General features: G+C 56.0%; 18 protein-coding genes, 1 tRNA gene and 1 pseudogene. 5 read left to right on the plus strand and 15 right to left on the minus strand.

The features are described from left to right. Positions 1 to 55: 55 nt before the first annotated feature. Positions 56 to 2,176, minus strand: coding sequence for a TRAP transporter fused permease subunit (locus R8G34_03755; GenBank protein ID MDW3221989.1), 2,121 nt, complete (start codon positions 2,174 to 2,176; stop codon positions 56 to 58). An 82-nt stretch (positions 2,177 to 2,258) separates the two neighbouring features. Beyond that, positions 2,259 to 3,251 (minus strand): TAXI family TRAP transporter solute-binding subunit, encoded by a 993-nt coding sequence (locus R8G34_03760; protein MDW3221990.1) that lies wholly within the window; start codon positions 3,249 to 3,251, stop codon positions 2,259 to 2,261. 598 nt (positions 3,252 to 3,849) lie between these two features. On the opposite strand from R8G34_03760, the gene R8G34_03765 reads away from it, so the two are divergent. From R8G34_03765 to R8G34_03775, 3 genes and pseudogenes are all read left to right on the plus strand, one after another. Then, on the plus strand, positions 3,850 to 5,028 hold the full coding sequence (locus R8G34_03765) for a hypothetical protein (protein ID MDW3221991.1): 1,179 nt from the start codon (positions 3,850 to 3,852) through the stop codon (positions 5,026 to 5,028). A 343-nt stretch (positions 5,029 to 5,371) separates the two neighbouring features. Beyond that, a pseudogene (locus tag R8G34_03770) lies at positions 5,372 to 5,734 on the plus strand (transposase). After that, positions 5,703 to 5,882, plus strand: coding sequence for a hypothetical protein (locus tag R8G34_03775; GenBank protein ID MDW3221992.1), 180 nt, complete (start codon positions 5,703 to 5,705; stop codon positions 5,880 to 5,882). The pseudogene R8G34_03770 and the gene R8G34_03775 overlap by 32 nt, the downstream one beginning before the upstream one ends. A gap of 436 nt (positions 5,883 to 6,318) precedes the next feature. Here the strand turns inward: R8G34_03775 and R8G34_03780 are convergent. Continuing rightward, positions 6,319 to 6,394: transfer RNA gene (locus R8G34_03780), tRNA-Thr, on the minus strand. A 1,112-nt stretch (positions 6,395 to 7,506) separates the two neighbouring features. Continuing rightward, the gene (locus tag R8G34_03785; GenBank protein ID MDW3221993.1) at positions 7,507 to 7,938 is read right to left on the minus strand and encodes a YqaA family protein; all 432 of its coding nucleotides are present in this window, start codon (positions 7,936 to 7,938) and stop codon (positions 7,507 to 7,509) included. A 447-nt stretch (positions 7,939 to 8,385) separates the two neighbouring features. Here R8G34_03785 and R8G34_03790 point away from each other — a divergent pair, with 447 nt between their 5' ends. Beyond that, a complete protein-coding gene (locus R8G34_03790; protein MDW3221994.1) occupies positions 8,386 to 9,855 on the plus strand; it encodes an alpha/beta hydrolase in 1,470 nt (489 codons plus the stop codon). A gap of 92 nt (positions 9,856 to 9,947) precedes the next feature. On the opposite strand, the gene ugpC is transcribed toward R8G34_03790, so the two are convergent. Genes ugpC through ugpB form a run of 4 tightly spaced genes read right to left on the minus strand, consistent with a single transcriptional unit; the run spans position 9,948 to position 14,045 of the window. Beyond that, positions 9,948 to 10,958, minus strand: coding sequence for a sn-glycerol-3-phosphate ABC transporter ATP-binding protein UgpC (gene ugpC, locus R8G34_03795; GenBank protein MDW3221995.1), 1,011 nt, complete (start codon positions 10,956 to 10,958; stop codon positions 9,948 to 9,950). 3 nt (positions 10,959 to 10,961) lie between these two features. After that, positions 10,962 to 11,798, minus strand: a complete 837-nt coding sequence (gene ugpE / locus R8G34_03800; protein MDW3221996.1) for a sn-glycerol-3-phosphate ABC transporter permease UgpE — start codon at positions 11,796 to 11,798, stop codon at positions 10,962 to 10,964. Between the two features lie 17 nt (positions 11,799 to 11,815). Further along, positions 11,816 to 12,697, minus strand: coding sequence for a sn-glycerol-3-phosphate ABC transporter permease UgpA (ugpA, locus tag R8G34_03805; protein MDW3221997.1), 882 nt, complete (start codon positions 12,695 to 12,697; stop codon positions 11,816 to 11,818). Between the two features lie 43 nt (positions 12,698 to 12,740). After that, complete coding sequence (gene ugpB, locus R8G34_03810; GenBank protein MDW3221998.1) at positions 12,741 to 14,045, minus strand: sn-glycerol-3-phosphate ABC transporter substrate-binding protein UgpB; 1,305 nt, start codon at positions 14,043 to 14,045, stop codon at positions 12,741 to 12,743. A 351-nt stretch (positions 14,046 to 14,396) separates the two neighbouring features. Between ugpB and R8G34_03815 the strand changes: the two genes are divergently transcribed. Further along, positions 14,397 to 15,398 (plus strand): D-cysteine desulfhydrase family protein, encoded by a 1,002-nt coding sequence (locus R8G34_03815; protein MDW3221999.1) that lies wholly within the window; start codon positions 14,397 to 14,399, stop codon positions 15,396 to 15,398. A 192-nt stretch (positions 15,399 to 15,590) separates the two neighbouring features. Here R8G34_03815 and R8G34_03820 read toward each other — a convergent pair whose 3' ends face one another. Genes R8G34_03820 through R8G34_03850 form a run of 7 tightly spaced genes read right to left on the minus strand, consistent with a single transcriptional unit; the run spans position 15,591 to position 21,687 of the window. Further along, positions 15,591 to 16,856, minus strand: coding sequence for an ABC transporter substrate-binding protein (locus R8G34_03820; protein ID MDW3222000.1), 1,266 nt, complete (start codon positions 16,854 to 16,856; stop codon positions 15,591 to 15,593). Next, positions 16,853 to 17,836, minus strand: a complete 984-nt coding sequence (locus R8G34_03825) for a branched-chain amino acid ABC transporter permease (GenBank protein ID MDW3222001.1) — start codon at positions 17,834 to 17,836, stop codon at positions 16,853 to 16,855. The genes R8G34_03820 and R8G34_03825 overlap by 4 nt, the downstream gene beginning before the upstream one ends. After that, complete coding sequence (locus R8G34_03830) at positions 17,833 to 18,747, minus strand: branched-chain amino acid ABC transporter permease (protein MDW3222002.1); 915 nt, start codon at positions 18,745 to 18,747, stop codon at positions 17,833 to 17,835. Before R8G34_03830 ends, R8G34_03825 begins: the two co-directional genes overlap by 4 nt. Further along, positions 18,744 to 19,478: an ABC transporter ATP-binding protein gene (locus R8G34_03835; protein MDW3222003.1), complete on the minus strand. Its 735-nt coding sequence runs from the start codon at positions 19,476 to 19,478 to the stop codon at positions 18,744 to 18,746. The genes R8G34_03830 and R8G34_03835 overlap by 4 nt, the downstream gene beginning before the upstream one ends. After that, positions 19,471 to 20,244: an ABC transporter ATP-binding protein gene (locus R8G34_03840; GenBank protein MDW3222004.1), complete on the minus strand. Its 774-nt coding sequence runs from the start codon at positions 20,242 to 20,244 to the stop codon at positions 19,471 to 19,473. The genes R8G34_03835 and R8G34_03840 overlap by 8 nt, the downstream gene beginning before the upstream one ends. Then, positions 20,237 to 21,319 carry an aldo/keto reductase gene (locus tag R8G34_03845; GenBank protein ID MDW3222005.1) on the minus strand — a complete coding sequence of 361 codons (1,083 nt, stop codon included), beginning with the start codon at positions 21,317 to 21,319 and terminating at the stop codon, positions 20,237 to 20,239. The genes R8G34_03840 and R8G34_03845 overlap by 8 nt, the downstream gene beginning before the upstream one ends. After that, positions 21,316 to 21,687: a TIGR04076 family protein gene (locus R8G34_03850; GenBank protein MDW3222006.1), complete on the minus strand. Its 372-nt coding sequence runs from the start codon at positions 21,685 to 21,687 to the stop codon at positions 21,316 to 21,318. Before R8G34_03850 ends, R8G34_03845 begins: the two co-directional genes overlap by 4 nt. Between the last annotated feature and the right edge of the window lie 84 nt (positions 21,688 to 21,771).

Here is a 21,771-nt window from a genome sequence, read left to right on the forward strand (position 1 = left end):
GCCAACCTCGGGTCAATGAGTAACAACCTGAGTGGGTCTTGGCCCTGTTAGAGGATCACTTCGCGGCTCTTTTTTCCTGCAGACCTCTGGCCATCAACAGGCCAGCTATTGCGATGCCCAGCAGGTCTGTCCGCCAGTCTCCCGAGATCATACAGATCGCGCCAACCAGCAGCGCGATGCGTATGACCGGGCCGGCCGGTCCGATGAACCACGCCTGCACAGCACCTGCCAGCATGTAGACCCCTACCAGTGCCGTGATCAGATTGCGCAGGCTGATGTACCAGGGCGCCTCCATCAAAAGGCCGGGGCTGTAAAAGAACATGAAGGGCACGATGAACGCGGCCAGCCCAACCTTGAAGCTGGTAATTGAGGTGCGCATCGGCTCGGACCCGGCGATTGCGGCGCCGGCGTATGCGGCCAGTGCCACCGGTGGTGTGATTGCGGAGACAACTGCGAAGTAGAAGACGAAGAAATGTGCGATCAGGGGGGTGATGCCGATTTCGATCAGGCCGGGTGCCACAACTGAAGCGGCCACCGCATAGGCGGCAGTCGTCGGCATGCCCATACCCAGGATGACAGAGATCATCATTGCAAAGATTAGCGCCAGGAGGGTGCTTTGCTGTGCCAGTTCAAACAGAAGGCTGGAAAACCGCGCGCCCACGCCTGTCAGCGAGATCACCCCGACAATGAGCCCGGCGCAGGCGCACACGATGATGATTTGCAGAGACATGCGACCGCCATTGCCAAGCGCTTCGTAAATTTCGCGCGGGCCCATGCGGTAGGGTGTCAGCCAGCTCACCACGGCCGCCGAGGCGATGGCCAGCGTGCCCGCGCGGATGACCGAGTAGCCTGCAAAGAGTGCACCAATCAGGATGAAGATGGGAAGAAACAAGTAGGCTTGCCGCACCAGATCTGACAGTTTGGGCAGCTCTTCGGGCCTCAGCCCGCGCATACCGGTTCGGCTGGCTTCGAAATCGACCATGAAATAGATCGATGCGAAATAGAGAATGGCCGGGATCAACGCGGCGACAACCAGTTCGGTGTAGGGGATACCAGTGATCTCGGCCATGATGAAGGCGCCGGCCCCCATGATGGGTGGCATGATCTGCCCGCCCGTCGATGCGGCCGCCTCGATCGCGCCCGCCGACTGTGGGCGGTAACCGACTTTTTTCATCAATGGTATGGTCAGCGAGCCGGTGGAGACGACGTTGCCTGCCGACGTGCCGTTGATCATGCCCATCAACCCGGAGGCAAGGACAGAAACTTTGGCCGGTCCACCGCGCGCGCGCCCGGCGGCTGCAAAAGCGAAATTCACAAAATAGTCGCCGACCTTTGAACTTTGAAGGAAGGCCGCAAAGATGATGAACAGAATGATATATGTCGACGAGACCGCCGTTGTCGGGCCCAGCACGCCGTTGTCGGTAAAGATGTAAGTAAAAAAGCGCTTGGCGTCATATCCTTTGTGTTCGAGGAACCCGGGCATCAGCGGGCCAAGAAAGGCATAGGCTATAAAGATTGCGGCAATCACGACCAGTGTCAGGCCGGCCAGCCGCCGGGTGAGTTCCGCGATGAGCAGGACAATCACAAAGGCCGCCCAGCCGTTGTTGGGATCCGCAAAGGGTGTGCCGGCGCGCAGCCGCAACGACAATGTGTCCAGGCTGAACAGAATGAACCCGCAGCTTGCCAGGGTGGCGATGATCAAGGCGATATCAGCCAGCGGCAGATGGCCCTGACGCGCCGGGTAGATCCAACCTGTTGCAACGGCGAGCACTGCCCCTCCCGCCAGAACCCATCCATAGTACGCCATCGTCCAGTCGGGAGGTGCCGAGGCTCCGGGTTCGAGCAACATCATTGCTGCGCACAAAAGCGCTAGCGCGGCCGCAGTGGCGGTCAGGGCCAGCGCGCCCAAATAGACGGATATGCGCGCCGATGTTCCCTCCTGCGCGGGACGAATGGACAGCGCAGCCGTTGTCCCAAAACCAAGCATCAGCGCGCCGGCAATATGCATGATCCGAAAAGTCCACGTTTCCAGCGGAGCGATGTTCAGCACATAAAGGTGCCATGCGCTGTAGAGCGCACAGAGCAGAAAGCCGACCCGGGTCAGTGCAACCGTTGGCGCAGCGTCACTCTCTACTGTGTCCGTGGTCGCGTCACGGGGCTCGCGCACATCAGTCATCGGATTATTCCATTAGTCACAATAAAAAGGCACCCCGCCCGGAAGGCAAGGTGCTGAATTGGCTTGGCGGTGCCGTCAGGCGTCAGCCCTGCAAATCGGCTGGAATGTCGATCCCTTGTTCGCGGAACCATTTTACGGCACCGGGATGCCAGGGCAGGAACGTGTTCTTATCCGCATTCTCCGGCAAGGTCTCGATCGCCGCCTTGTGGATCTCAAGCATTTTTGGATTGTTGCCCATTACCGTGTCGACCACTTCGTAAACGAAACTCTCGGGCAGATCCGCATGCGCGATCGCGAAGTTCCACATCGACACGCTCAACTGGTCCTCGCCCAGCGAAGGATACGTTCCCGAGGGAATCGTAAAGGAGGCAACGGGCTGCGAGTCGATCACCGCGCCTTGCTCTTCGGGAGTAAAGCCGAAATAGGTCACGTCTGTCTGCGCGTCCAACTGGCTGAAGGCCGGATAGGGCAAACCGCCCGCCCATGTGTAGACGTCAATCAGGCCATCCTGAAGCTGCCCGGCCAAATCTGCCGCGCCGCCATTGCGGAACTCGACATCCTTGCCCATCCCCTCAAGGATACGAGGCCAGTAGGTGCCTGGCGTACCACCTGCGGGGCCCACACCCACAACCGATCCGTCTGGGATGTCGGCAAAGTTGGTAATTCCGGAACTTGCGAGCGTCACGGCGTGAAACCCGGTCTTGTACATCGGAAACATCGCGCGGATTTTGTCATGCTTGAGGCCCGGTGCAAGTGCGCTGTTGCCATTGATTGCGTCAAAGGCCGGACCCATGGTGACCATGCCCATGTCCAGATCGCCCGTTTGCACAAGCGCTGCGTTCTGCACCGGCCCGCCGGTCACTTCTGTACCGCCGGGAATGCCAAGCGCCTCTGAAACCATGTTGGCCCATCCGGCACCGTAGACAAAATATGTCCCACCTTGGCTTGCTGTTCCGACGGAAAAACTGTCGGGCCAGTCGCTTCGATCTTCTGCGGCGACAGCGGATGCGGCCAAACCTAGGGTGCCTGCGACCGCGAAAGCGGCAAGGGTGCTAATTGAACGCGTGATCGTCATAATGTCCTCCAGTCAGATAACGAAAATCATTGTTGACGCGTCTTGGGTGCGCGCCATTGCTTTAGTTAGATAGGCACGCACTGAGCGAAGAAAAGAGGTCGGACACGATACGGATGGGCCGCGGTAGCTGAAGCCCGAAAATCAGCCCATTCTACCGCGCAACTTTCCGTGAACGACCTGTGATGAACCCGACCTAAGTACACTTGGCCAAAAACATCTATGAGAAGGCCCTTTGTTCGGCGCCAAGAGCAACAAAGGTTTCGCCATTGTTTGCCATCGATATTTTCCGAATAAACCCGCGAGCTCCGCCTCAGGTTCAAGAGCATAGATGTTTGCTCCAAAGGCAAAATGTCAGCTTTGAGAGCAAAGCAAAGTCGTTGATTTCGTTTATTTTCTCGCCGGAAAACAAGAGACTGCGCGACAGCAACCTCCCAAATATGCTGAAAAAATGTTATGCTGATCTGTAGAACGCCAGTCTTCTGGATGTGGAATAACTATGGGGCGCACCAAACTTCTACAGCCGCCGGGAAAATGACCACTCCACCGTCCAGTCAGCTCAATGGGTGTTTTGGTTTCACTAAGCGAAAAGGACGAAGTCATGTCACAACCACCAAAGTACGGACCATTGGTCCTAGGCGCAGCTTTATCAGAAGGCGGCTACAACATCAGCTTCGGTGTCGGTACAAACCAGCGTGTGTGGCACGCGATGTTGCTCGACACCGGGTCAAGTGCGACGGCCTTTCTGGGAAGCGCTTACTCACCCGGCGCAGATACGGGGCGGACGACAACGCGCTTTTCACAGCGCGTGAATTATGTACAAGCGCCGAGCTGGCAGGGTTCGGTCGTTAAGACGCAGATATCCGTTTTCGGGTGGGACACCACAACAAAACAAAACACAGAGGTGCCTCTGCAGCACGCAAACGTTGCGATCATCTGCGAGCCGGGAGATTACTTCGATGGCGCATCGGGGATTCTCGCGCTTGGACCAATGAAAGAAGACGAGGCAACCCAGCATGAATACCCAACTTATCAGGCTGATCCGCAATTTGGATGCTTCATTGCGCACAATCCAGTCATTTCGGGGCAGGAAAAAATCACGCCCTATTTCACACAACTTGTAGCGGAGAATTTCGAATTCGATCAGTTTGCATTTGGTGCCGAACGTTCGCGGCCACGCGCTGATGGGCAATATGGCAAGGGTGTGCTTATCCTCGGTGGCGGACTAGGCTTGACCAACAAGTTCATTTCAGTCGACACCGTTGGACTCAGTGGCTACGAAGTCAATGTGCAAGCCTATTCCATAGGCAGACAGTTTCTGAACAACGGTCAAACACCTGCGCTTTTCGATATCGGCAGCAACAAGGTCACTCTTCCGATATCGCAAGACGCGATGATCGACGCATTCAACAGCCACAACACGACGTGTGGCAAAATCGTATCACGGTACTTTGCGGACGAGCAGATAACGGACGCAGAAGTGGCAGCGGCGGACTGGCCATTGCTCTCCTACCAACTTGGCAACCCGCAGGGCCAGTCGTGGAACATGTCATTGACTCACAAGCAGTATTGGCAAAGCAGCACAAAAAGCGCGGGCCAAGGGTATTCCAATCTTGTCCTGGCGGCTGAGCAAGGGACTATCTCATTTGGCTTGCCGGTTTTCTGCGCGTATTTCATCGTTTTTGACCGATCTTCGGCAAGTATCACCGTAGCCAGCCCGTATTACAATTTCGCCCAACCGGCTCTGCCGGACACGCTTTGGGATTGTCAGCCATCCTGAGGTTGTCCGCAGTGGTCCACCGGGTACGTTTGCATTGATCGGCTGAGGCTGTGTTTGGCTTAGGTACTGCCCTGGAATAAGTGGCCGCGACAAGCTGGTTGATGAACTGCATTCCCCTCGCGCACCTAGTTCCTTGTGATGGGGGTGACAGAGCTTGATGGTTCGAATTGCCTGGATTCTGCCAAGGGTTGATTTGCCTGATCGCAAAGATCTGAAGCTTAAACGGAAGCCGAGTAGCCGTTTCAATGAAGATCACATCGAGGCTCTAACAGAGCTGCTCTGGACCCGTGGCGGTTTGATGCCGCTGCTTTGCTAGCATTTATTGCACCAAAGGAGATGAACTATGGGACTGAAACGGACGGACGAATTTCGCCAAGATGCGGTACGTATCGCGCTGAGCAGTGGGGTGACGCGTAAGCAGGTGGCTGATGATCTGGGTGTTGGCATGTCGACGCTAAACAAGTGGATCACTGCACATCGAGACACGGACGTGGTGGCGAATGAGGATTTGGGACTGGCCCAAGAGAATGACCGGCTCTTCGGCGCGAGAACCGCATTCTCAAGGAGGAGAGGGAAATTCTAAAAAAGCCACGGTGTTCTTCGCGCGCCAAAAGCCGTGAGGTTTAAGTTCATCGAGGAGCACCAATCTACGTTTTCCATTGGCCGGATGTGCCATGTCATGGACGTCAGTCCGCGCGGTTTGCGTGATGCTGAGTTACATGGACCCGATTTGGTCGAAAGCGCATCCGAACGGCGATTTCTGGCAGGAGGTCTTTGGCGGGACGCTTTTGGTCCTGAAACTGTTTGAGGACATCTATCCAGAGATTGACCTTTTACGCCAACTTCGCGCTTGAGGCGTTTCAGTTCCTGCTTTGCCTCAGATGGGCCTTCGCCATTGGAGACCATTGAACGAGCTTAATCCTGCAATTTTCTAGCTTGTTGCAAAGCCACCGCTGGGTAAACGCCGATTGACAGCGTTTTCTCACGCCCGTCGAGCCGTTATTTCATCTGCCACAGCTTCGAACCGTTGGGTTTCACCACGACATACAGGCTATCGAAGTCAGCCACTTTTTACTGCTTTTCGCGGGCTTTCAGGTTTCGAACCTCGGCATCTGTCAACGGCATTTTGGAGGTATCGTGATTTTAGTGTTTTTCGGATACCCCCAAAAATACCCCAAATCTGGGGGTATTGTGTCGGACGGCAAAAAACGTGGCTGGACAAATGAGCTCATGAAATCCCTTATATACAAGGCATAATTGGATGTCATTGGGCTTTGCAATATGGTGAGATGGTGCCCCCACACGGACTCGAACCGCGGACCTATTGATTACAAATCAATTGCTCTACCAGCTGAGCTATAGGGGCACACGGCGGTCGTTTAGTAAGTTTGGACGCAGCGCGCAAGAGCAGAAATGACTAAAACAACGTTGTTTACAAATCTGACAGCCCCGAAGTGGTTAGAACCAACAATTTCTGACACAATAGCACCACAGGTTGGTATTTTTGCCGATACCAGTTCTTTAAAGTGAAGTCAGCATTCAATTTGCCACTTAAACACTGGAATGAACGAGAAGTGCTCGTGTCTGTGTCACCATGTTTCCGGAAACTTCGGCTATTCTTGCCACCAAATTCACCCAAGACGTAATTTGTACTTTGCAAAAGGGTACATAGGTCAATTGATCAGCCTTTGTGTCGGAAATACCTACGCAGAGAAACGGCATCGATAGCTCCAACAGGAGAATGAAGGACGGGTGTTTGACGAAGCATCCGTTTGACCGCCAACGGCTAAAGCGCGCGGTTCTCCCCAAACCATTTCACCGGCGACATGGATGAACCGTCATCGCTGAGCAAGCGCGGTTTTTGCCGAGCTGTGGTCTTATCACAGCCCGACACCGCCAAAGCCAGGTCCCTCATATCACCGGCCTTCATCGACTTTCAATACTGCCAGAAGGCTTTCGATCACGCGCATTTTCGTCCTATCTCCTTGATGATAGTCAAGCGCAAGAAACCCTCACATCTCGACAAAAACGAAGGTGGGAGGCAGCTTAAGAACCTGTCAATGGCCGCGTGAAGACACGAGTTGATACGGTTGTGACGATTGGTCTGGTCTTGATAAGACTGATGATCGCCTTAATCGGTGGTGTCGGTCCCGCAAGCGAATTGGCGCGCGAGAAATGGTTTTTAGCCCCGTTGCTTCTTGTGTGGAAATTAAGCTGACGGCGTCGGCCAAAACGAGACTCTTTACGTGGGCAAGCATCGCCGGAATTGACATGGTTTGGAGAGAAACCAAAGTGTGCGCATCCCTGGAAATAGAAGTACATCAAATACGACCGACGCCTTGTTCGTTAAATGTTCAAAACCTGAGAGCCATCAGTCCAAAAGCCAATTTCATTGACGGCTTGCCAGCTTGGAAAACCGGACGCGGCATTCGCAGAAAATTTGATTATGGTACCGGCGCCAATACAACGGCCATCAGTTCACTCCGACCACGTAAGGGTTAGAAGTACCACGACGCAGTAGCGGCTGCCTTTGGCCAGAGTGACAAAGATTAGGAACGATCCAAGCGGTTCGCGCATTACCCCGGCAACAACCGTCAAGGGATCGCCCAAGATCGGCACCCAGCTTGCCAACAATGACCAGCGCCCATAGCGGTGATACCATTGTTCAGCGCGCTCCAGTTGTTTGCCGGAGGCCGGGAACCAACGTCGGTCCTGAAAACGCAGCAGAAATCGGCCTAGATACCAATTGATGACAGAACCGAGCACATTGCCGACCGTCGCAACACTAAAAAGCGCAAGAACCGGGTGTTGATCGCCCGCCAGAAGAGCCACCAAAATCGCCTCTGATTGTAGTGGCAAGAGGGTTGCGGCCAAAAAGGCAGACATGAAAAGACCGATGTAAGAAATCATAGAACGGCACGCACTTTGAGCCCAATGTCAAACCGCACCATCACTGTTTCACCGGGAAACACCTGACGCCAAAAAAGACCTTCCGCATCCAGATGGATCGATCTGTGCAATCCCCCTGACGGGCAATGTGACAGATCTTGTGAGGTGAAAGAGCGGGAACGGTTTGCCGGGCAAGAGATGACAACCGCTCCTGTGGTCCTGGGGTATTGGCAAAGACGATCTCCATACGTTTTCGCGAAACGGTCCCTCAGTGCCTGCGCTTGCCTGCGATCCGCGTTGGCATTTTTTCCATTACTGCCACTTGTCTTTGGCCGGTTCCGTGACACGTTCAGGGTTCATTCCTCGAGCCCATAAAGTCCATTGAAAAGTAGAACGCAATGCTGGTGAAAGAACTCAAATCACTGATGACCCAAGATGTCGCGTCTATGGCTTTGCGCATCCGCCACAATGTCTGCTGATCCACACTCAACGGCAAACCCGTGGAGAGCGTTGGTTGCGATGATCGTTGTTCTGGCCTCGGTCTGGATCCTGGAAGCCGCCCGATCAGACGTTGAGATCACGCAGTTTGATGTCGCGCAAACTCCGGTCACACAATACGCTCACGAAGATGGACATGGATCGGTGGTTGTTATTGCCCATGGTTTTGCCGGGTCTCAGCAAATGATGCAGGGTTACGCTTTGCCGCTGGCGCGCGCGGGCTACCGGGTGTTTGCATTTGAGTTTTTGGGACATGGGCGTCATCCAAACCCGATGACGGGCGATGTCAGTACCATCGACGGAACGACCCGGCTTCTGGTCGATCAGACGGCTGAGGTGATTGACGCGGTTGCCCCAGACACGGGCCTTGTGGCCCTGCTCGGGCACTCCATGGCAACTGATATTTTGGTCCGCACATCTTCTGAGCGGAAAGACATTGGGCCCATTGTGCTGATCTCGGCCTTTTCAAAAGAGATCACAGCGACGCAACCTGGCAATCTTTTATTGATAACTGGAGCGTGGGAAGCAGGCTTGCGCGCTTTTGCGCAACAGGCTGTGCAGATGGTGAATGCAGACGCCTCCGAAGGCGAAACTGTGACAGCAGAAGACGTGACAAGGCGCGCCATTGCTGCCCCCTTCAGCGAGCATGTTTCCGTGTTGCAAAGTCGGACGGGTCGCGGCGAAGCGCTCGCTTGGATTGATCTGGCCAACGCGCGGACATCAAACGTTGCGATCCTGCCGACCGGATGGGCCATCCTCGGATTGCTGGGGGGGTTGGTCATGATCTTCCACGCCATGGCGCGTTTGCTGCCCCTGCGCGAAAGGACCGCTCTTGAACTAAATCGCAAGCAACTTGTCATTACGATCAGCGCCCCTTTGTTTATTGCCCCCTTGATTGCCGTGCCGCTGAAACCCAGCTTCCTGCCGGTTCTGGTCGCAGATTATCTGATGCTGCATTTGCTCGTTTTCGGAACGCTTCAACTTGTGCTGCTGCGCATCTGGGGTCTGCGTGTGGGACCGGTATTCCCAAGCGCCTTTTTTGCCCTTCTGGCATGCTGTGCGTTCTTTGGGTTTGCGCTGGACCGGTATGCTGCGAACTTCTGGCCCACGCTGGAACGGTTTTGGATCATTGCAGTTATTACCCTCGGGGCGGTACCCTACATGGTCGCAGATGCTATTTTGAGCACGGATGCGTCCTGGCTGAGACGATTGATGATCCGTGGCAGCTTTCTCGCATCCCTCGGTATTGCAGTGGCACTGGATTTCAACGCTTTGTTCTTTCTGATCATGATCGCGCCGGTCCTTGTCTTGTTTTATGTGGTTTTTGGCACAATGGCGCGCGCCACCGCGCTGCGATCTGGCCCACTCACCTCAGGGGTCGCGCTTGGCATTGTCCTGGCCTGGGCCTTGGGTGTCAGTTTTCCGCTGTTTCAACCCTGACCGTGACCTAAACCAACACGCATATGTGCTAGCCAGCCCGCACTGCTACAGAGAGCAGACTTTGAGACTTCAAAAATGTTGACAACCTGATGTCAGTCGCACCGTCGTCCGGATTGATCAAACACCATCTCGTCAACGTCTGCCCAGCTCAGACCGATGGCAGCGCCTTCCTGCGGCAATTCCCCAGTTGCAGGCTGGCGTACGGTAACCACCGCATCATTGGGCAGCTTCACATGCACAAGTGTCTCAGCGCCAAGCGCTTCATTGTAAAGCACAATGCCACTGACGCGGGGATTGATCGTCGCGATGTTCATGTGTTCCGGGCGCACGCCGAGTGTTGTAGCCCCAGGTTTGCTGCCCTGTGCAAGCTCTGCTGCCATGAAATTTGTGGGCGGCGAGCCGATAAAACCAGCCACAAATTCCGTCGCCGGATTGGCATAGACATCCAAAGGTGCCCCGATCTGATCCGCGACACCGCCGTTCATGACGATCATCCGATCCGCCAGCGTCATGGCCTCAACCTGATCATGTGTCACATAGAGCGAGGTCACACCAAGACGGCGTTGCAACTGCTTGATCTCCAACCGCATCTGAACCCGCAGTTTTGCATCCAAGTTGGAAAGCGGTTCATCGAACAGAAACACGGATGGTTTGCGCACGATCGCGCGGCCCATCGCCACGCGCTGGCGTTGCCCCCCCGACAGTTCGCGCGGACGCCGTTTGAGGTACTGTTCCAGTTGCAAAAGCTTGGCTGCCGTTTCCACACGTTGCGCAATTTCGGCTTTGGGTGTCCCGGCAATTTTGAGACCGTATGCCATATTATCGAACACCGACATATGCGGATAAAGCGCGTAATTCTGGAATACCATTGCGATGTCGCGGTCCATGGGTTCCAGGTCATTGACCCGTCCACCATCAATATGCACCGCGCCGGATGTCACGGTCTCGAGTCCTGCCACCATGCGCAGTAAGGTCGATTTCCCGCAGCCCGAGGGCCCGACAATCACGATGAATTCACCGTCACGAATGTCGATATCAATGCCGTGGATCACATCGGTTTTCCCGAAGGTTTTCTTGACATCTTTGAGGCTGACTGTGGCCATTTTCTATTTCTCGCTATCGACAAGGCCACGGACAAACAGCCGCTGCATGGAAATCACGACGATCACCGGGGGGATCATCGCAAGGATGGAGGTGGCCATAATGACAGGCCAATCCGCCGTATCATCGCCCGAGGGGAACATCTGTTTGATGCCCATCACGATTGTGTTCATCGACGGATCGGTGGTGATCAGCAAAGGCCAGAGGTATTGGTTCCACCCGTAGATGAACAGAATGACGAACAGCGCTGCGATATTGGTCCGGCTCATCGGGAGCAGGATATCCCAGAAAAACCGCATCGGTTTGGCGCCATCCACTCGCGCGGCTTCGGCCAGTTCATCGGGCACGGTCATGAAAAACTGACGAAACAGGAAAGTGGCTGTGGCCGAAGCAATCAGCGGGAAGATCAGACCGGAATAGCTGTTGAGCATGCCAAAGCCTGCGACAACCTCATAGGTTGGCACGATGCGCACCTCCACGGGCAACATCAGCGTCAGAAAGATCAGCCAGAAGAACGTCTTGCGCCCCGGAAACTTGAAATAGACGATGGCGAAGGCGGAGAGCAGCGAGATCACGATCTTGCCAAGTGCAATGCCCAACGCCATCACCAGTGAGTTCAGCATCATCCAGGCCACAGGCGCATTGATCCCGGAAAACAACGCACGTTTGTAGTTGTCCAGAAACTTGTCGCCCGGCAGCAGCGGCATGGGGGGGCGCACGATGTCTTGTTGGTCCACCGTTGAGGCCACGAAGGCAAGCCAAATGGGAAAAAACACGAATAGCAACCCGATGATCAATCCAAGATGGGTGAACCAGAGCCCTGCCCCGCGTTTTTCAACCATGCCCGTGCGATCCGCCATCAGTAATGCACCCGACGTTCGATGAATTTGAACTGCACGACCGTCAGGAAGCCCACGATCACCAGCAATACAACCGATTGCGCGGCGGAAGATCCAAGGTCCTGCCCGACGAAGCCGTCGGAAAACACCTTATAGACCAGAATGGTAGTGGTCTGTTGCGGTCCGCCACCAGTGATCGTGTGGATCACACCGAAGGTTTCAAAGAACGCATAGACGATGTTCACAACCAATAGGAAAAACGTCGTTGGCGACAAAAGGGGAAACACGATGGTGCGAAACCGCATCCAGAAACGGGCGCCGTCAATCGCAGCGGCCTCAATCACCGATTTCGGGATTGCCTGCAAACCGGCCAGAAAGAACAGGAAATTGTAACTGATCCGCCCCCAGGCGGAGGCGACAACAACGAGGCCCATCGCCTCTTCGCCGTTCAGAACGTGGTTCCAGTCATAGCCCAGCAGACCCAGATACCATGTCACAACCCCCACGCGGGTGTTGAACATGAAAAGCCACAAAACGCCCGCCACGGCAGGCGCAACCGCGTAGGGCCAGATTAACAACGTCCGATAAACCCCTGATCCCTTTATCAAACGGTCCGCCAGAACGGCTAGATAAAGCGCGATGCCCATCGACACGACCGTCACCAATATGGAGAACACAGCGGTCGTTACAAACGACGCACGGTAAAACGGATCGCCAAAGAGGTATTCGAAATTGCCCAAGCCGACATATTGCATCGACAGACCGAAAGGGTCCGGAATGAACAACGACTGCCAGATCGCCTGCCCGGCCGGGTAAAAGAAAAACACAGCCGTAATCACAATCTGCGGCAGGACCAGCAGAAGAGGCAGCCAAATGCCTTTGAAGGTGACGCGCTTTTCCATTCAGGGTAGCGCGCGCCCCGGCGAGTGCGGGGCGCGCTGCCTCTTAGCGGTTGGCTTGCTCAAAGCGGCGGAGCAAGGCATTGCCACGTTCGGCAGCGCTGTCCAGCGCTGTTTGAGCATCCTTGTCCCCAGCCCAGACGGCCTCAAGCTCTTCGTCGATGATCCCGCGGATCTGATCGAAGGATCCAAGACGCAGACCCTTGGAGTTATCCGTAGGTGCCTTGGCCGTCATCTGGATCACGGCAATGTCCGTACCCGGATTGGCGTCGTAGAAACCCTGTTCGCGGGTCAATTTGGCCGCATCATTGGTGATCGGCAGATAACCGGTGTCCTGATGCCACTTGGCTTGGATCTCAGACGAACTCAGGAAGTTCAGAAATTCAGCAACGCCCTTGTACTCGGCGTCAGTCTGACCTTCCATGACCCACAGGGAGGCACCACCAATGATGGTGTTTTGCGGCTCAGCAGCAACAGCGGACCAATAGGGTAAGGGGCGCACGTCAAATTCGAATTCAGCCTCGGATTTGATCCCTGCGTAGCCCGCGGAGCTTTCGGTGAACAGCGCGCATTCGCCTGCGCGGAAGTTCGCGCCACCCTCATTGCGACGGCCTGCGTAGATGAACTTGCCATCCTGTGCCCACTGCCCCATTGCGCCAATATGTGCCACCTGTGCCGGGCCATTCAGGGCCAGTTCAGTATCTACACCGCCGAACCCATTGGCTTTCGTGGCGAAAGGTGTGTCGTGATAGGCCGAAAAATTCTCAAGGTGAATCCAGCTCTGCCATGCGGTCGTCAACGGGCATGTACTGCCACCGTCTTTCAATTGCGTGAGGACTTCGCCCACCTGCTCCCATGTGGAAAGATCCACATCCGGATCGATACCGGCTCCGGACAATGCGTCGCGGTTTACCCAAAGAACGGGTGTGGAGGAGTTGAAAGGCAGCGACAGCATTTGACCATCGCTTGACGTGTAATAGCCCTTGACTGACCCGATATAGGCGTCGCCATCAAAGGCCGCGCCTGCGTCTTGCATGACCTGATAGACAGGTTTGACTGCCCCAGAGGCCGCCATCATTGTGGCTGTGCCCACTTCGAACACCATCAAGATGTCGGGCTGTTCGCCTGCACGGAAAGCGGCGATACCAGCATTCAGCGTTTCAGAGTAGTTCCCCTTGTGGCTCGCCGTCACCACGTATTCGGACTGCGATTCGTTAAATGTGGTCACCTGTTCGGCCACCAGTTCCCCAAGGCGGCCGGTAAAGGCGTGCCAGAATTCGATCTCGGTCTGCGCGATGGCCGGTGCGGCAAGCACGATGGCACAAGTTGATGCAAGTAATGTATGTTTCATGGTCGTTTGTCCTCCTAGGTGTCGGGCACTGCCTATAAGCAGCATTTTTCATTTTTGTGACACTCAAACAATCATGACCGAAGAATACAATGGAATACACAAAAAAATATTTGTTGCATTTCATGTAGATGCTCTGGAGCGCGCCCAACGGCGAACCGAGCCCCCTTTGCCGTGGCGTCCTTCTTGAGTCTGGCAGAGTTCTTATTCGATAATGGGGACTGCTGTTCTGAAAGGCACCAAGCACGCGCAACACGTCGCGCGTTTGCCACCCCTTGGCCGCATGCAATTATCTGTGCGAGTATGCGCGTAGTAAAGCGGGCCTGACACACATTTACAGAGGAAAAAACGACCATGGAATTTGCGCGCGCAGAACTGGTCAGTGCCGTCACACCCATCGAACCCCTGCCAAATCTGTCGGCCCTTTTGGGAGTTGATCTGCACATCAAACGCGATGATCTGGCGGGTACGACCATGGGCGGCAATAAATCCCGTCAGTTGGAATACTATCTGGGCGCGGCCCAGCAGGCGCGCGCGGATACGGTTCTGATCACGGGTGCCGTGCAGTCCAATTTCGTGCGCACCGCCGCGGCTTCGGCGGCAAAACTGGGGATGAAAACCATTCTTCAACTGGAGGATCGCGTGCCGGATGTGGACGCGCTCTATGGCACAAACGGCAACGTGCTGCTGTCGCGGCTGCTGGGAGCGGAGATCATGCATTATCCCGTCGGCGAGGACGAAGCCGGGGCTGATGCAGCACTGCGCGCTCGCGCCGAACAGGAACGACAGGCCGGGCGCAAACCTTACGTGATTCCATTGGCTTTGGGGAACCCGCCGCTCGGGGCGCTGGGATACATGCGGGCGGCCAAAGAAATCCTGCGCCAAGACGATACATTCGACACAATCGTCATCGCGTCGGGCAGCGGGCTAACCCACGCGGGGCTCTTGGCCGGGTTACGCGCATCTGGCAGTCAGGCGCGCGTGATCGGCAGCTGCGTCCGGCGCGACGGCGAACAGCAACGCAACCGAATTCGCACCGTATTGGATGCTTTGGTGTTGCTGAATCCTGATGCGCCAGAAATCAAAGACACCGACATAATAGTCTGGGACGGCGCGTTGGCACCGGGATATGGCAAACTTGGGGCACCGGCTGCAGAGGCCACAGCAATGATGGCCCGCGCCGAGGGCATCGTTCTGGACCCGGTCTACACAGCGAAGGTGTTTGCCACCATCCCCGCTTTGGTCAAAACCGGCGAGATACCGACAGGTAGTCGGGTGCTATTTGTGCATACGGGTGGTTTGGCGTCGCTTTTTGCGTATCAGTCAGCTTTGGAAAACGCCTTTCCACAACCGTGAAACGCGCGCGGGTGCTCTACTTGTTGCTGTCGAAAAAGCCGCCCGCCTTCGTACTGTCCTGCTCACCAAATTTGTATATGGGTATTTTCACCCCTACATTCAGCGCCCGATCAATGTGATTCAAAGCCATCTCTTGAAGAAAGAGACAGCCTTGAAATTGATGTTTCAGATGTACGGGCGGGTGTCAGTCCGCTATTTCAGAGACGCCACAAATGCATCAACTTCGGTAAGGGCCAGAAACGCGACTTCGTCGATCCCTTCGCCTCCGAATTTCCAGATCACCGCTGGTGCGGACACATCCCCGTTGGCATCAAAGCGGACATTGCCCGTCGCGCCCTGATACATCACGGAACCGCCTTCGGCAAAAACTGAGCGGGCCGCGGCAAAGCCCTCTGCGTTGGCAGCAACCGGCGTGCCACTTGGGTCAGTCACACGTGCAACTGCCGCTGCGATCTGGGGTCCGGACGCGTCCTTGCCCGCTGCTTCCATCGCCATCAGAGCAATCATCGCCGCATCATAGCTATTGGCAAGACCGGGACCGGTGGGGGCGGACCCGAATTTGGCCTGATAGGCATCCACAAAAGCGGTCGAGCTATCTGCACGTGGCGATGCCGTGTCCGTGCCCAACGCAGTTTCCAAATATTGCATGCCAACGTTTTCACGGAACTCCTCGGATTTGAGCGAGTTCGCAAGGATCATGTTTTGTGTTCCGCCCAGAGAAATCCACTCGCGCACAGCTGCCGTGCCTTCATTTGGATAAAGCGCCAGATAAAGCGCGTCTGGCTGACTGGCCAAAGCTTTGGCCGCCTCGGCGCGATAGGAAGGTTGGGCATCGTTTATCGCGATGTTTGCGGTGACTTCGATCCCCAACGCCTCAAGATCAGCGGCGACGGTTTTCCCCATATCCTGACCCCAGTCGTCGTTCTTGTAGAGGATGGCGACTTTCTTATACCCCTGATCCTGCGCAACTTTGGCACCAACAGCCGCCTGCACGGAAGTGGTCGCGAAAGTGCGGAACCACAGATCCTTGTCCTTGCCCTCTGCCGCCAAAGCGGTGAAGGCATTGGAGGACGAACAGCATGACATTTGCATCACATCTGCAGGGGCTGTGACAGAGGTCAGGATGGGCATGGACACACCGGATGACACGGCCCCCAGCAAGACCTTGACGCCCTCCAGATCGACCAGCGCTTTGGCTGCATCAACACCCACCTTTGGGTCCACTTGCGAGTCGCGCAGGATCATATTGACCTCACAGCCGTTGACACCGCCTGCTTCGTTGACCTGTTCGACGACCCATTGCGCGGTCTCCGCAATCGGACGGCCCCAATCCACCGAGGTCGGCAGGACCGCACCCACGGGAATGGTGCAATCCTGCGCCGAAGCCACCGTGCCAAAAGCCGTCAATCCAAGGCCCAAAGCCGCGCTCATTCGCAGCATGCTTTTTGTCTTTGTCATGTTCGTTTTCCCTTTGTTGGTTCGTTTGTTTTTATGTTCTGTCCGGAATGAGACACCAAAAGCTGTTCCGGGAACAACCCCTGTGGCCGCCAAAGCAGCATTCCCACAATCACGGATCCGATCAGAATGTACTGGATGGACCCGGCATATAGCTGCGCTTCTACCGGCGCGAATTTTGACAACGCCCAACCGCTGGCGGTCCAGGCCCCCCAGATCAAAAACGCGCCCATAACCGCGCCGCGATTGTTTCCGGCTCCACCGACAATCAGCATCGCCCAGATCTGAAACGTCAGAATTGGCAGCACATCCTGTGGGCTCACAAATGCATAAAAGCCACCGTAAAGCCCGCCGGCAAGGCCCATGATGACAGACCCCGCGATAAAGGCCGTCAGGCGGACCTTGGAGGGTGATTTGCCTAAGGATTGCGCGGCGTCTTCGTCTTCGCGGATGGCGCGGACCAACCGCCCAAAAGGCGAGCGCAGCAAACGTTCAAGACAAAGATAGGTCGCCAACAGAAGAGCAACAACGAGGGTCAAGTAAAGTGTGTTGTAAAACAACCCGGCCCCGATCTGTGCCTGCAGTGGGCGGGCAAAACCGCGTACGCCTTGCGCACCGCCCGAAAGCGTTGTGGCGTTGCGCATGACGTTCTCAAACGCCACAGCCACGCCAAAGGTCGCAATCGCCAGATAGTCATGCCGCAATCGCAGCGTAAGCCGCCCGACGATCCAGGCCAGCGCTGCGGCAATCGCCATGCCACCCATCAATGCAAAGGCGAAAGGCCAGCCAAACCCGCCGATATGCGCGGTTTGAGGCGTCGTTCCAAGGATGAGAGTGCCATAAGCCCCTGCCCCGAAAAACGCAGCAATACCCCCATTGAACAACCCGGCATTGCCCCATTGCAGGTTCAAACCCAGCACAGCAATGGCAAGAATGGAGGCCACGGTGGCGAAAAACACCAGATAGGAAATGACACCGATCATAGACGCGCTTCGCCGAATAACCCGTTGGGGCGTAAAAATAAAACGGTGAGAATGATCAGGAACGGTACGGAGGGGCTGTAGCCTGATGGCAGGACTACGAGCGCCAGATTTGCCGCCAGACCGACCAGAAACCCACCCAATGCGGCGCCGTAAACAGACCCGATGCCACCAACAATTGTCGCCGCAAACACCGGCATCAGAAGATCGCGCCCGATCATCGGCGTGATCTGATTGGTCAGCCCGTAGAACACGCCAGCCGCCGCGGCCAATGCCCCGCCGATGATCCACACGGCCATGACGATACGGCCAAGATTGATACCGTTCACCTGTGCCAGCGAGGCGTTTTCAGCAACCGCCCGCAGCGCGTAACCAAACACAGTGCGCGACAGAACCAGATGCAATACAAGCATCAGGATCAGTGCAACACCCAAAACCGCAATCTGGTCCGGGCGCACAAGGATCAGGGGATCAAGGCTCAACATCATCGCGAAAGCAATGTCCTGACTGTAAAGGGTCGTGCCCAGACCAAAGACCAATCCGATGACATTGCGCAGGATCAACGCGACGCCAAAAGACGCAAAAACCATCGAGAGCATATCGCCGCGTTGCCGGATGCGCCGAAAGACCAAGCGATCAATCAGCACGGCACTTGCCGCCGTCAGCGCCATCGCGACCAGCATCGCCAGTGCCAGCGCAACTGTCATCGACAATGGTCCGATTTTCACCGCGAGGACCGGTGCCAGCGAAGAGAACAGCTTGTCAAACACCAGGGCCACGTATGCGCCCACTGATAAAAGTTCCGCGTGGCTGAAATTGGCAAACCGCAACATATGCATGACCATCGTCAGGCCAATCGCACCCAGCGCGTAAATTGCTCCCACCAGCACGCCATCAATCAAATGCTGGATCATGCGCTTGCCTTCAGGCGTTTGCCGCCCAGATAAATTTCAGCCACGACCTTGTCGCCCAAAAGGTCTGCGGCTTTGCCATCAATCTGGTTGCGGCCTTCCGCAAGGATGTAGCAATAATCAGACAGGCGCAGCGCCTGCGTTACGTTTTGTTCCACCAGTAAGATTGTGGTCCCGCGTTCGGTCAATTGGCGCGCCATTTCAAGAACTTCCTCCGTGGCTTTGGGCGCGAGGCCAGCGGAAGGTTCATCCATCAGGATCAGGCGTGGCTCCACCGCGAGGGCATTTGCAATCGCGAGAAACTGGCGTTGTCCCCCGGAAAGAGACCCGGCCTTGTCATTCTGTTTCGCAGCCAATGGCGGGAAACGGGCAAAAAGGTCATCGCGAATAACATCGGCCCGTGCCCCTGCACGGCGCAGCGCCAGATCAAGATTTTCCCGAATCGTGAGCGTGCGAAAGATGTTGTCGTTTTGGGGGACGTAAGCGATTCCTTGGGTCGCCATCTGATCCGGCCGGATGTTCGTGATGTCGCGCCCGTCATGCAAAATTTGTCCCGACGACACGCGGACCAGACCGGCAATCGCCTTGATCAACGTCGATTTCCCCGCCCCGTTTGGTCCGATGATCGCGGTGACGCGGGCCCGCGCAACGTCAATCGACACGTCGCACAGGATCGGCAAGTCAGGCACGTATCCCGCCTGAATGTCACGCGCACTCAGCAATACATCAGGCATGGGCCATTGCCCCGAGATATGCCTCTCGCAGAACGGGATTGTCCTGCGCCTCTGCGGCTGTGCCCTCAAAAACAATCCGCCCCTTATCCAGCGCAATCACCGGGTCGCAATGGCGCATCACAAAGTCCATGTCATGTTCGATGATGACAAAGGTCTTGCCTTGCCTGTTCAGCTCCTCGATTTTTTCAATGAGGACCTGCGTCAGGCTTGGATTGACCCCGGCGGCGGGCTCGTCCAGCAAGATCACTTGCGGATCGCCCATCAGGACGCGCGCCAGTTCCAATAGCTTCATCTGCCCACCGGAAATCTTGCCCGCTGGATGATCGGCGAGCGCACCCAGCGTAACGAAATCCAGCACTTCCAACGCCCGGGCGCGGATCGCACGTTCCTGTTCACGGACACGTGCACGATTGAAAAATGGACCTGCAATCCGCTCGCCCACCTGTCCGGTCGGGGCGACCATGATGTTTTCAAGCACGGACATGCGTGCAAAGGGACGTGGGATTTGAAACGTCCGCCCCAACCCTTTGCTAAAACGAATGTCAGGTGGCAGGGCGGTTACATCCTCTTCGCCCAGTTTGATATGCCCTGAGCCGCACGGTATCGCGCCTGTCAGCAGATTAAAGAGCGTGGACTTTCCCGCCCCATTTGGCCCGATCAAACCGGTGATCGTGCCCCGTCGGATCGACAAGTTCACAGCATCCACAGCCTTCAAATGCCCAAAACTGTGGCTCAATCCTGCGGTTTGCAACAGAATTTCAGCCATCGCTTACACCGAGGACCGCGTCATCCGGCTTGGTATTCAGATTGTATTTCATGATGCGGCCATGCCGGCTTGTGCGGTCTCGTTCGAGGCCAAAAGCAGGACCATTTGGTCCGGCAGATCGCGCCAGAACAGCATCGATCTTTGCGTGATCTGCGGCGTCCAAATGGACATCAAAAACCTGCAAGGTCGCGGGCAAATGGCGTGCGTATCTTGCCCCCACAATGGCCGCCGCGACCTGCGGTTGATCCAAAACCCAGGCACTGGCCACGGCGGACAAAGGGGCGCCGTGACGCGCACCAATCCCCTCAAGGACCTGCAATAGCTCTTGAAACAACGCCCAGGGCCCAAATTCGTCGATGATCAATCTGTATTTCACGAGTGAACGGTTCTCAAAACCAAACCCCGGGTCCGGCGCGCCCAACCACTTGTCGGTCAGAAAACCGCCCGCCAGCGTGCCGTAACACAGGATTTGCATATTATGCTGAGCGGTCCAGTCGCTCAGGCCCCGTGCGGGGCGACGGTCAAGAACGGAATACTGCACTTGTGTGGACACCAGATCGATCCCGGCCGCGACCAAAGGTTGGGTTTCCGCCACATCCCAGTTTGTGACCCCTAGGTTGCGGATTTTGCCCTTTTTCTGGCACTGTTGCAGCACACGAGCCGCAGCGATGTAATCCCCCTGCGCGAGATCCCACCAGTAAAACTGCACCAGATCAAGCCTCTCAACCTGCAATCTGCGCAAAGACCGATCCACAATGGCTTCGATCTCCTGCGCGCGCAGATCAGCCAGGCGCGACAAATCGGGCACAAGCTTTGTGTGCACAACAACCCTATCGGCAACCGCAGCGCCGCGCCGCCGCCGCAAATCTCCAATAAAGTCACCGATCATTTCCTCAACGCCGGTGTAGATATCGGCACAGTCAAATGTTGTGATCCCCGCATCAACAAAGGCTTCCATGTCACGGACAGCTTCTGCGCGATCCACCGGACCGTGGTCCCCTGCCAATTGCCACCCGCCTCGGATAACCCGCGAAACAGTATGTCCTGGGCGCAGCTGGGTTGTTTCAACACTCATTTTTCCGCCTTCCCCTGCCAGTAAGGCGTGTCGCGTTTATCCGGCAAACCCGTGGTTTCACCGTGCTTAAAAAACCGCTTGTTCTCCCGCACGATACGGAACCGCCCGCCGCAATGAGGGTCGGGACAGGCAACTTCTGCATCCGTTGACATCCAGTCGTTAGGGTCCGTCATCCGTTGTTTGGCTGGCAACAGGGGCAACAATGCTGCCAATGCATAAGCAGACACGCGCTGGCCTGCTTCAAAGATCAAGGTCTCGCCCTGCATGCGAAACGCGTCGCCCTCGATGTGACGGCACACCGGCACGCGGTCCTCCAGAACCGTTTCGATCCTCAGATCATAGAGCCAGAAGCCTTCTTCATCGGTCATATATGGCAATCGCTGTTATCTGTGATATTTGATCATGGGTAAGAATTCCTATAGGAGTCAAGAGCGCTCCCCGAAGAAGGCCCT

Source organism: Paracoccaceae bacterium (genome assembly GCA_033344815.1).
Classification (GTDB): domain Bacteria; phylum Pseudomonadota; class Alphaproteobacteria; order Rhodobacterales; family Rhodobacteraceae; genus Roseobacter.

Bases quoted from the DNA above. Each gene is read 5' to 3' on its own strand.
- R8G34_03845 (MDW3222005.1), bottom strand. From the start codon at position 21,319: ATGAGTGTTGAAACAACCCAGCTGCGCCCAGGACATACTGTTTCGCGG.
- R8G34_03815 (MDW3221999.1), top strand. From the start codon at position 14,397: ATGGAATTTGCGCGCGCAGAACTGGTCAGTGCCGTCACACCCATCGAA.
- R8G34_03820 (MDW3222000.1), bottom strand. From the start codon at position 16,856: ATGACAAAGACAAAAAGCATGCTGCGAATGAGCGCGGCTTTGGGCCTT.
- ugpE (MDW3221996.1), bottom strand. From the start codon at position 11,798: ATGGTTGAAAAACGCGGGGCAGGGCTCTGGTTCACCCATCTTGGATTG.
- R8G34_03835 (MDW3222003.1), bottom strand. From the start codon at position 19,478: ATGCCTGATGTATTGCTGAGTGCGCGTGACATTCAGGCGGGATACGTG.
- ugpB (MDW3221998.1), bottom strand. From the start codon at position 14,045: ATGAAACATACATTACTTGCATCAACTTGTGCCATCGTGCTTGCCGCA.
- ugpA (MDW3221997.1), bottom strand. From the start codon at position 12,697: ATGGAAAAGCGCGTCACCTTCAAAGGCATTTGGCTGCCTCTTCTGCTG.
- R8G34_03825 (MDW3222001.1), bottom strand. From the start codon at position 17,836: ATGATCGGTGTCATTTCCTATCTGGTGTTTTTCGCCACCGTGGCCTCC.
- R8G34_03830 (MDW3222002.1), bottom strand. From the start codon at position 18,747: ATGATCCAGCATTTGATTGATGGCGTGCTGGTGGGAGCAATTTACGCG.
- R8G34_03785 (MDW3221993.1), bottom strand. From the start codon at position 7,938: ATGATTTCTTACATCGGTCTTTTCATGTCTGCCTTTTTGGCCGCAACC.
- R8G34_03850 (MDW3222006.1), bottom strand. From the start codon at position 21,687: ATGACCGATGAAGAAGGCTTCTGGCTCTATGATCTGAGGATCGAAACG.
- R8G34_03765 (MDW3221991.1), top strand. From the start codon at position 3,850: ATGTCACAACCACCAAAGTACGGACCATTGGTCCTAGGCGCAGCTTTA.
- R8G34_03760 (MDW3221990.1), bottom strand. From the start codon at position 3,251: ATGACGATCACGCGTTCAATTAGCACCCTTGCCGCTTTCGCGGTCGCA.
- R8G34_03755 (MDW3221989.1), bottom strand. From the start codon at position 2,176: ATGACTGATGTGCGCGAGCCCCGTGACGCGACCACGGACACAGTAGAG.
- R8G34_03790 (MDW3221994.1), top strand. From the start codon at position 8,386: ATGTCTGCTGATCCACACTCAACGGCAAACCCGTGGAGAGCGTTGGTT.
- R8G34_03775 (MDW3221992.1), top strand. From the start codon at position 5,703: ATGTCATGGACGTCAGTCCGCGCGGTTTGCGTGATGCTGAGTTACATG.
- ugpC (MDW3221995.1), bottom strand. From the start codon at position 10,958: ATGGCCACAGTCAGCCTCAAAGATGTCAAGAAAACCTTCGGGAAAACC.
- R8G34_03840 (MDW3222004.1), bottom strand. From the start codon at position 20,244: ATGGCTGAAATTCTGTTGCAAACCGCAGGATTGAGCCACAGTTTTGGG.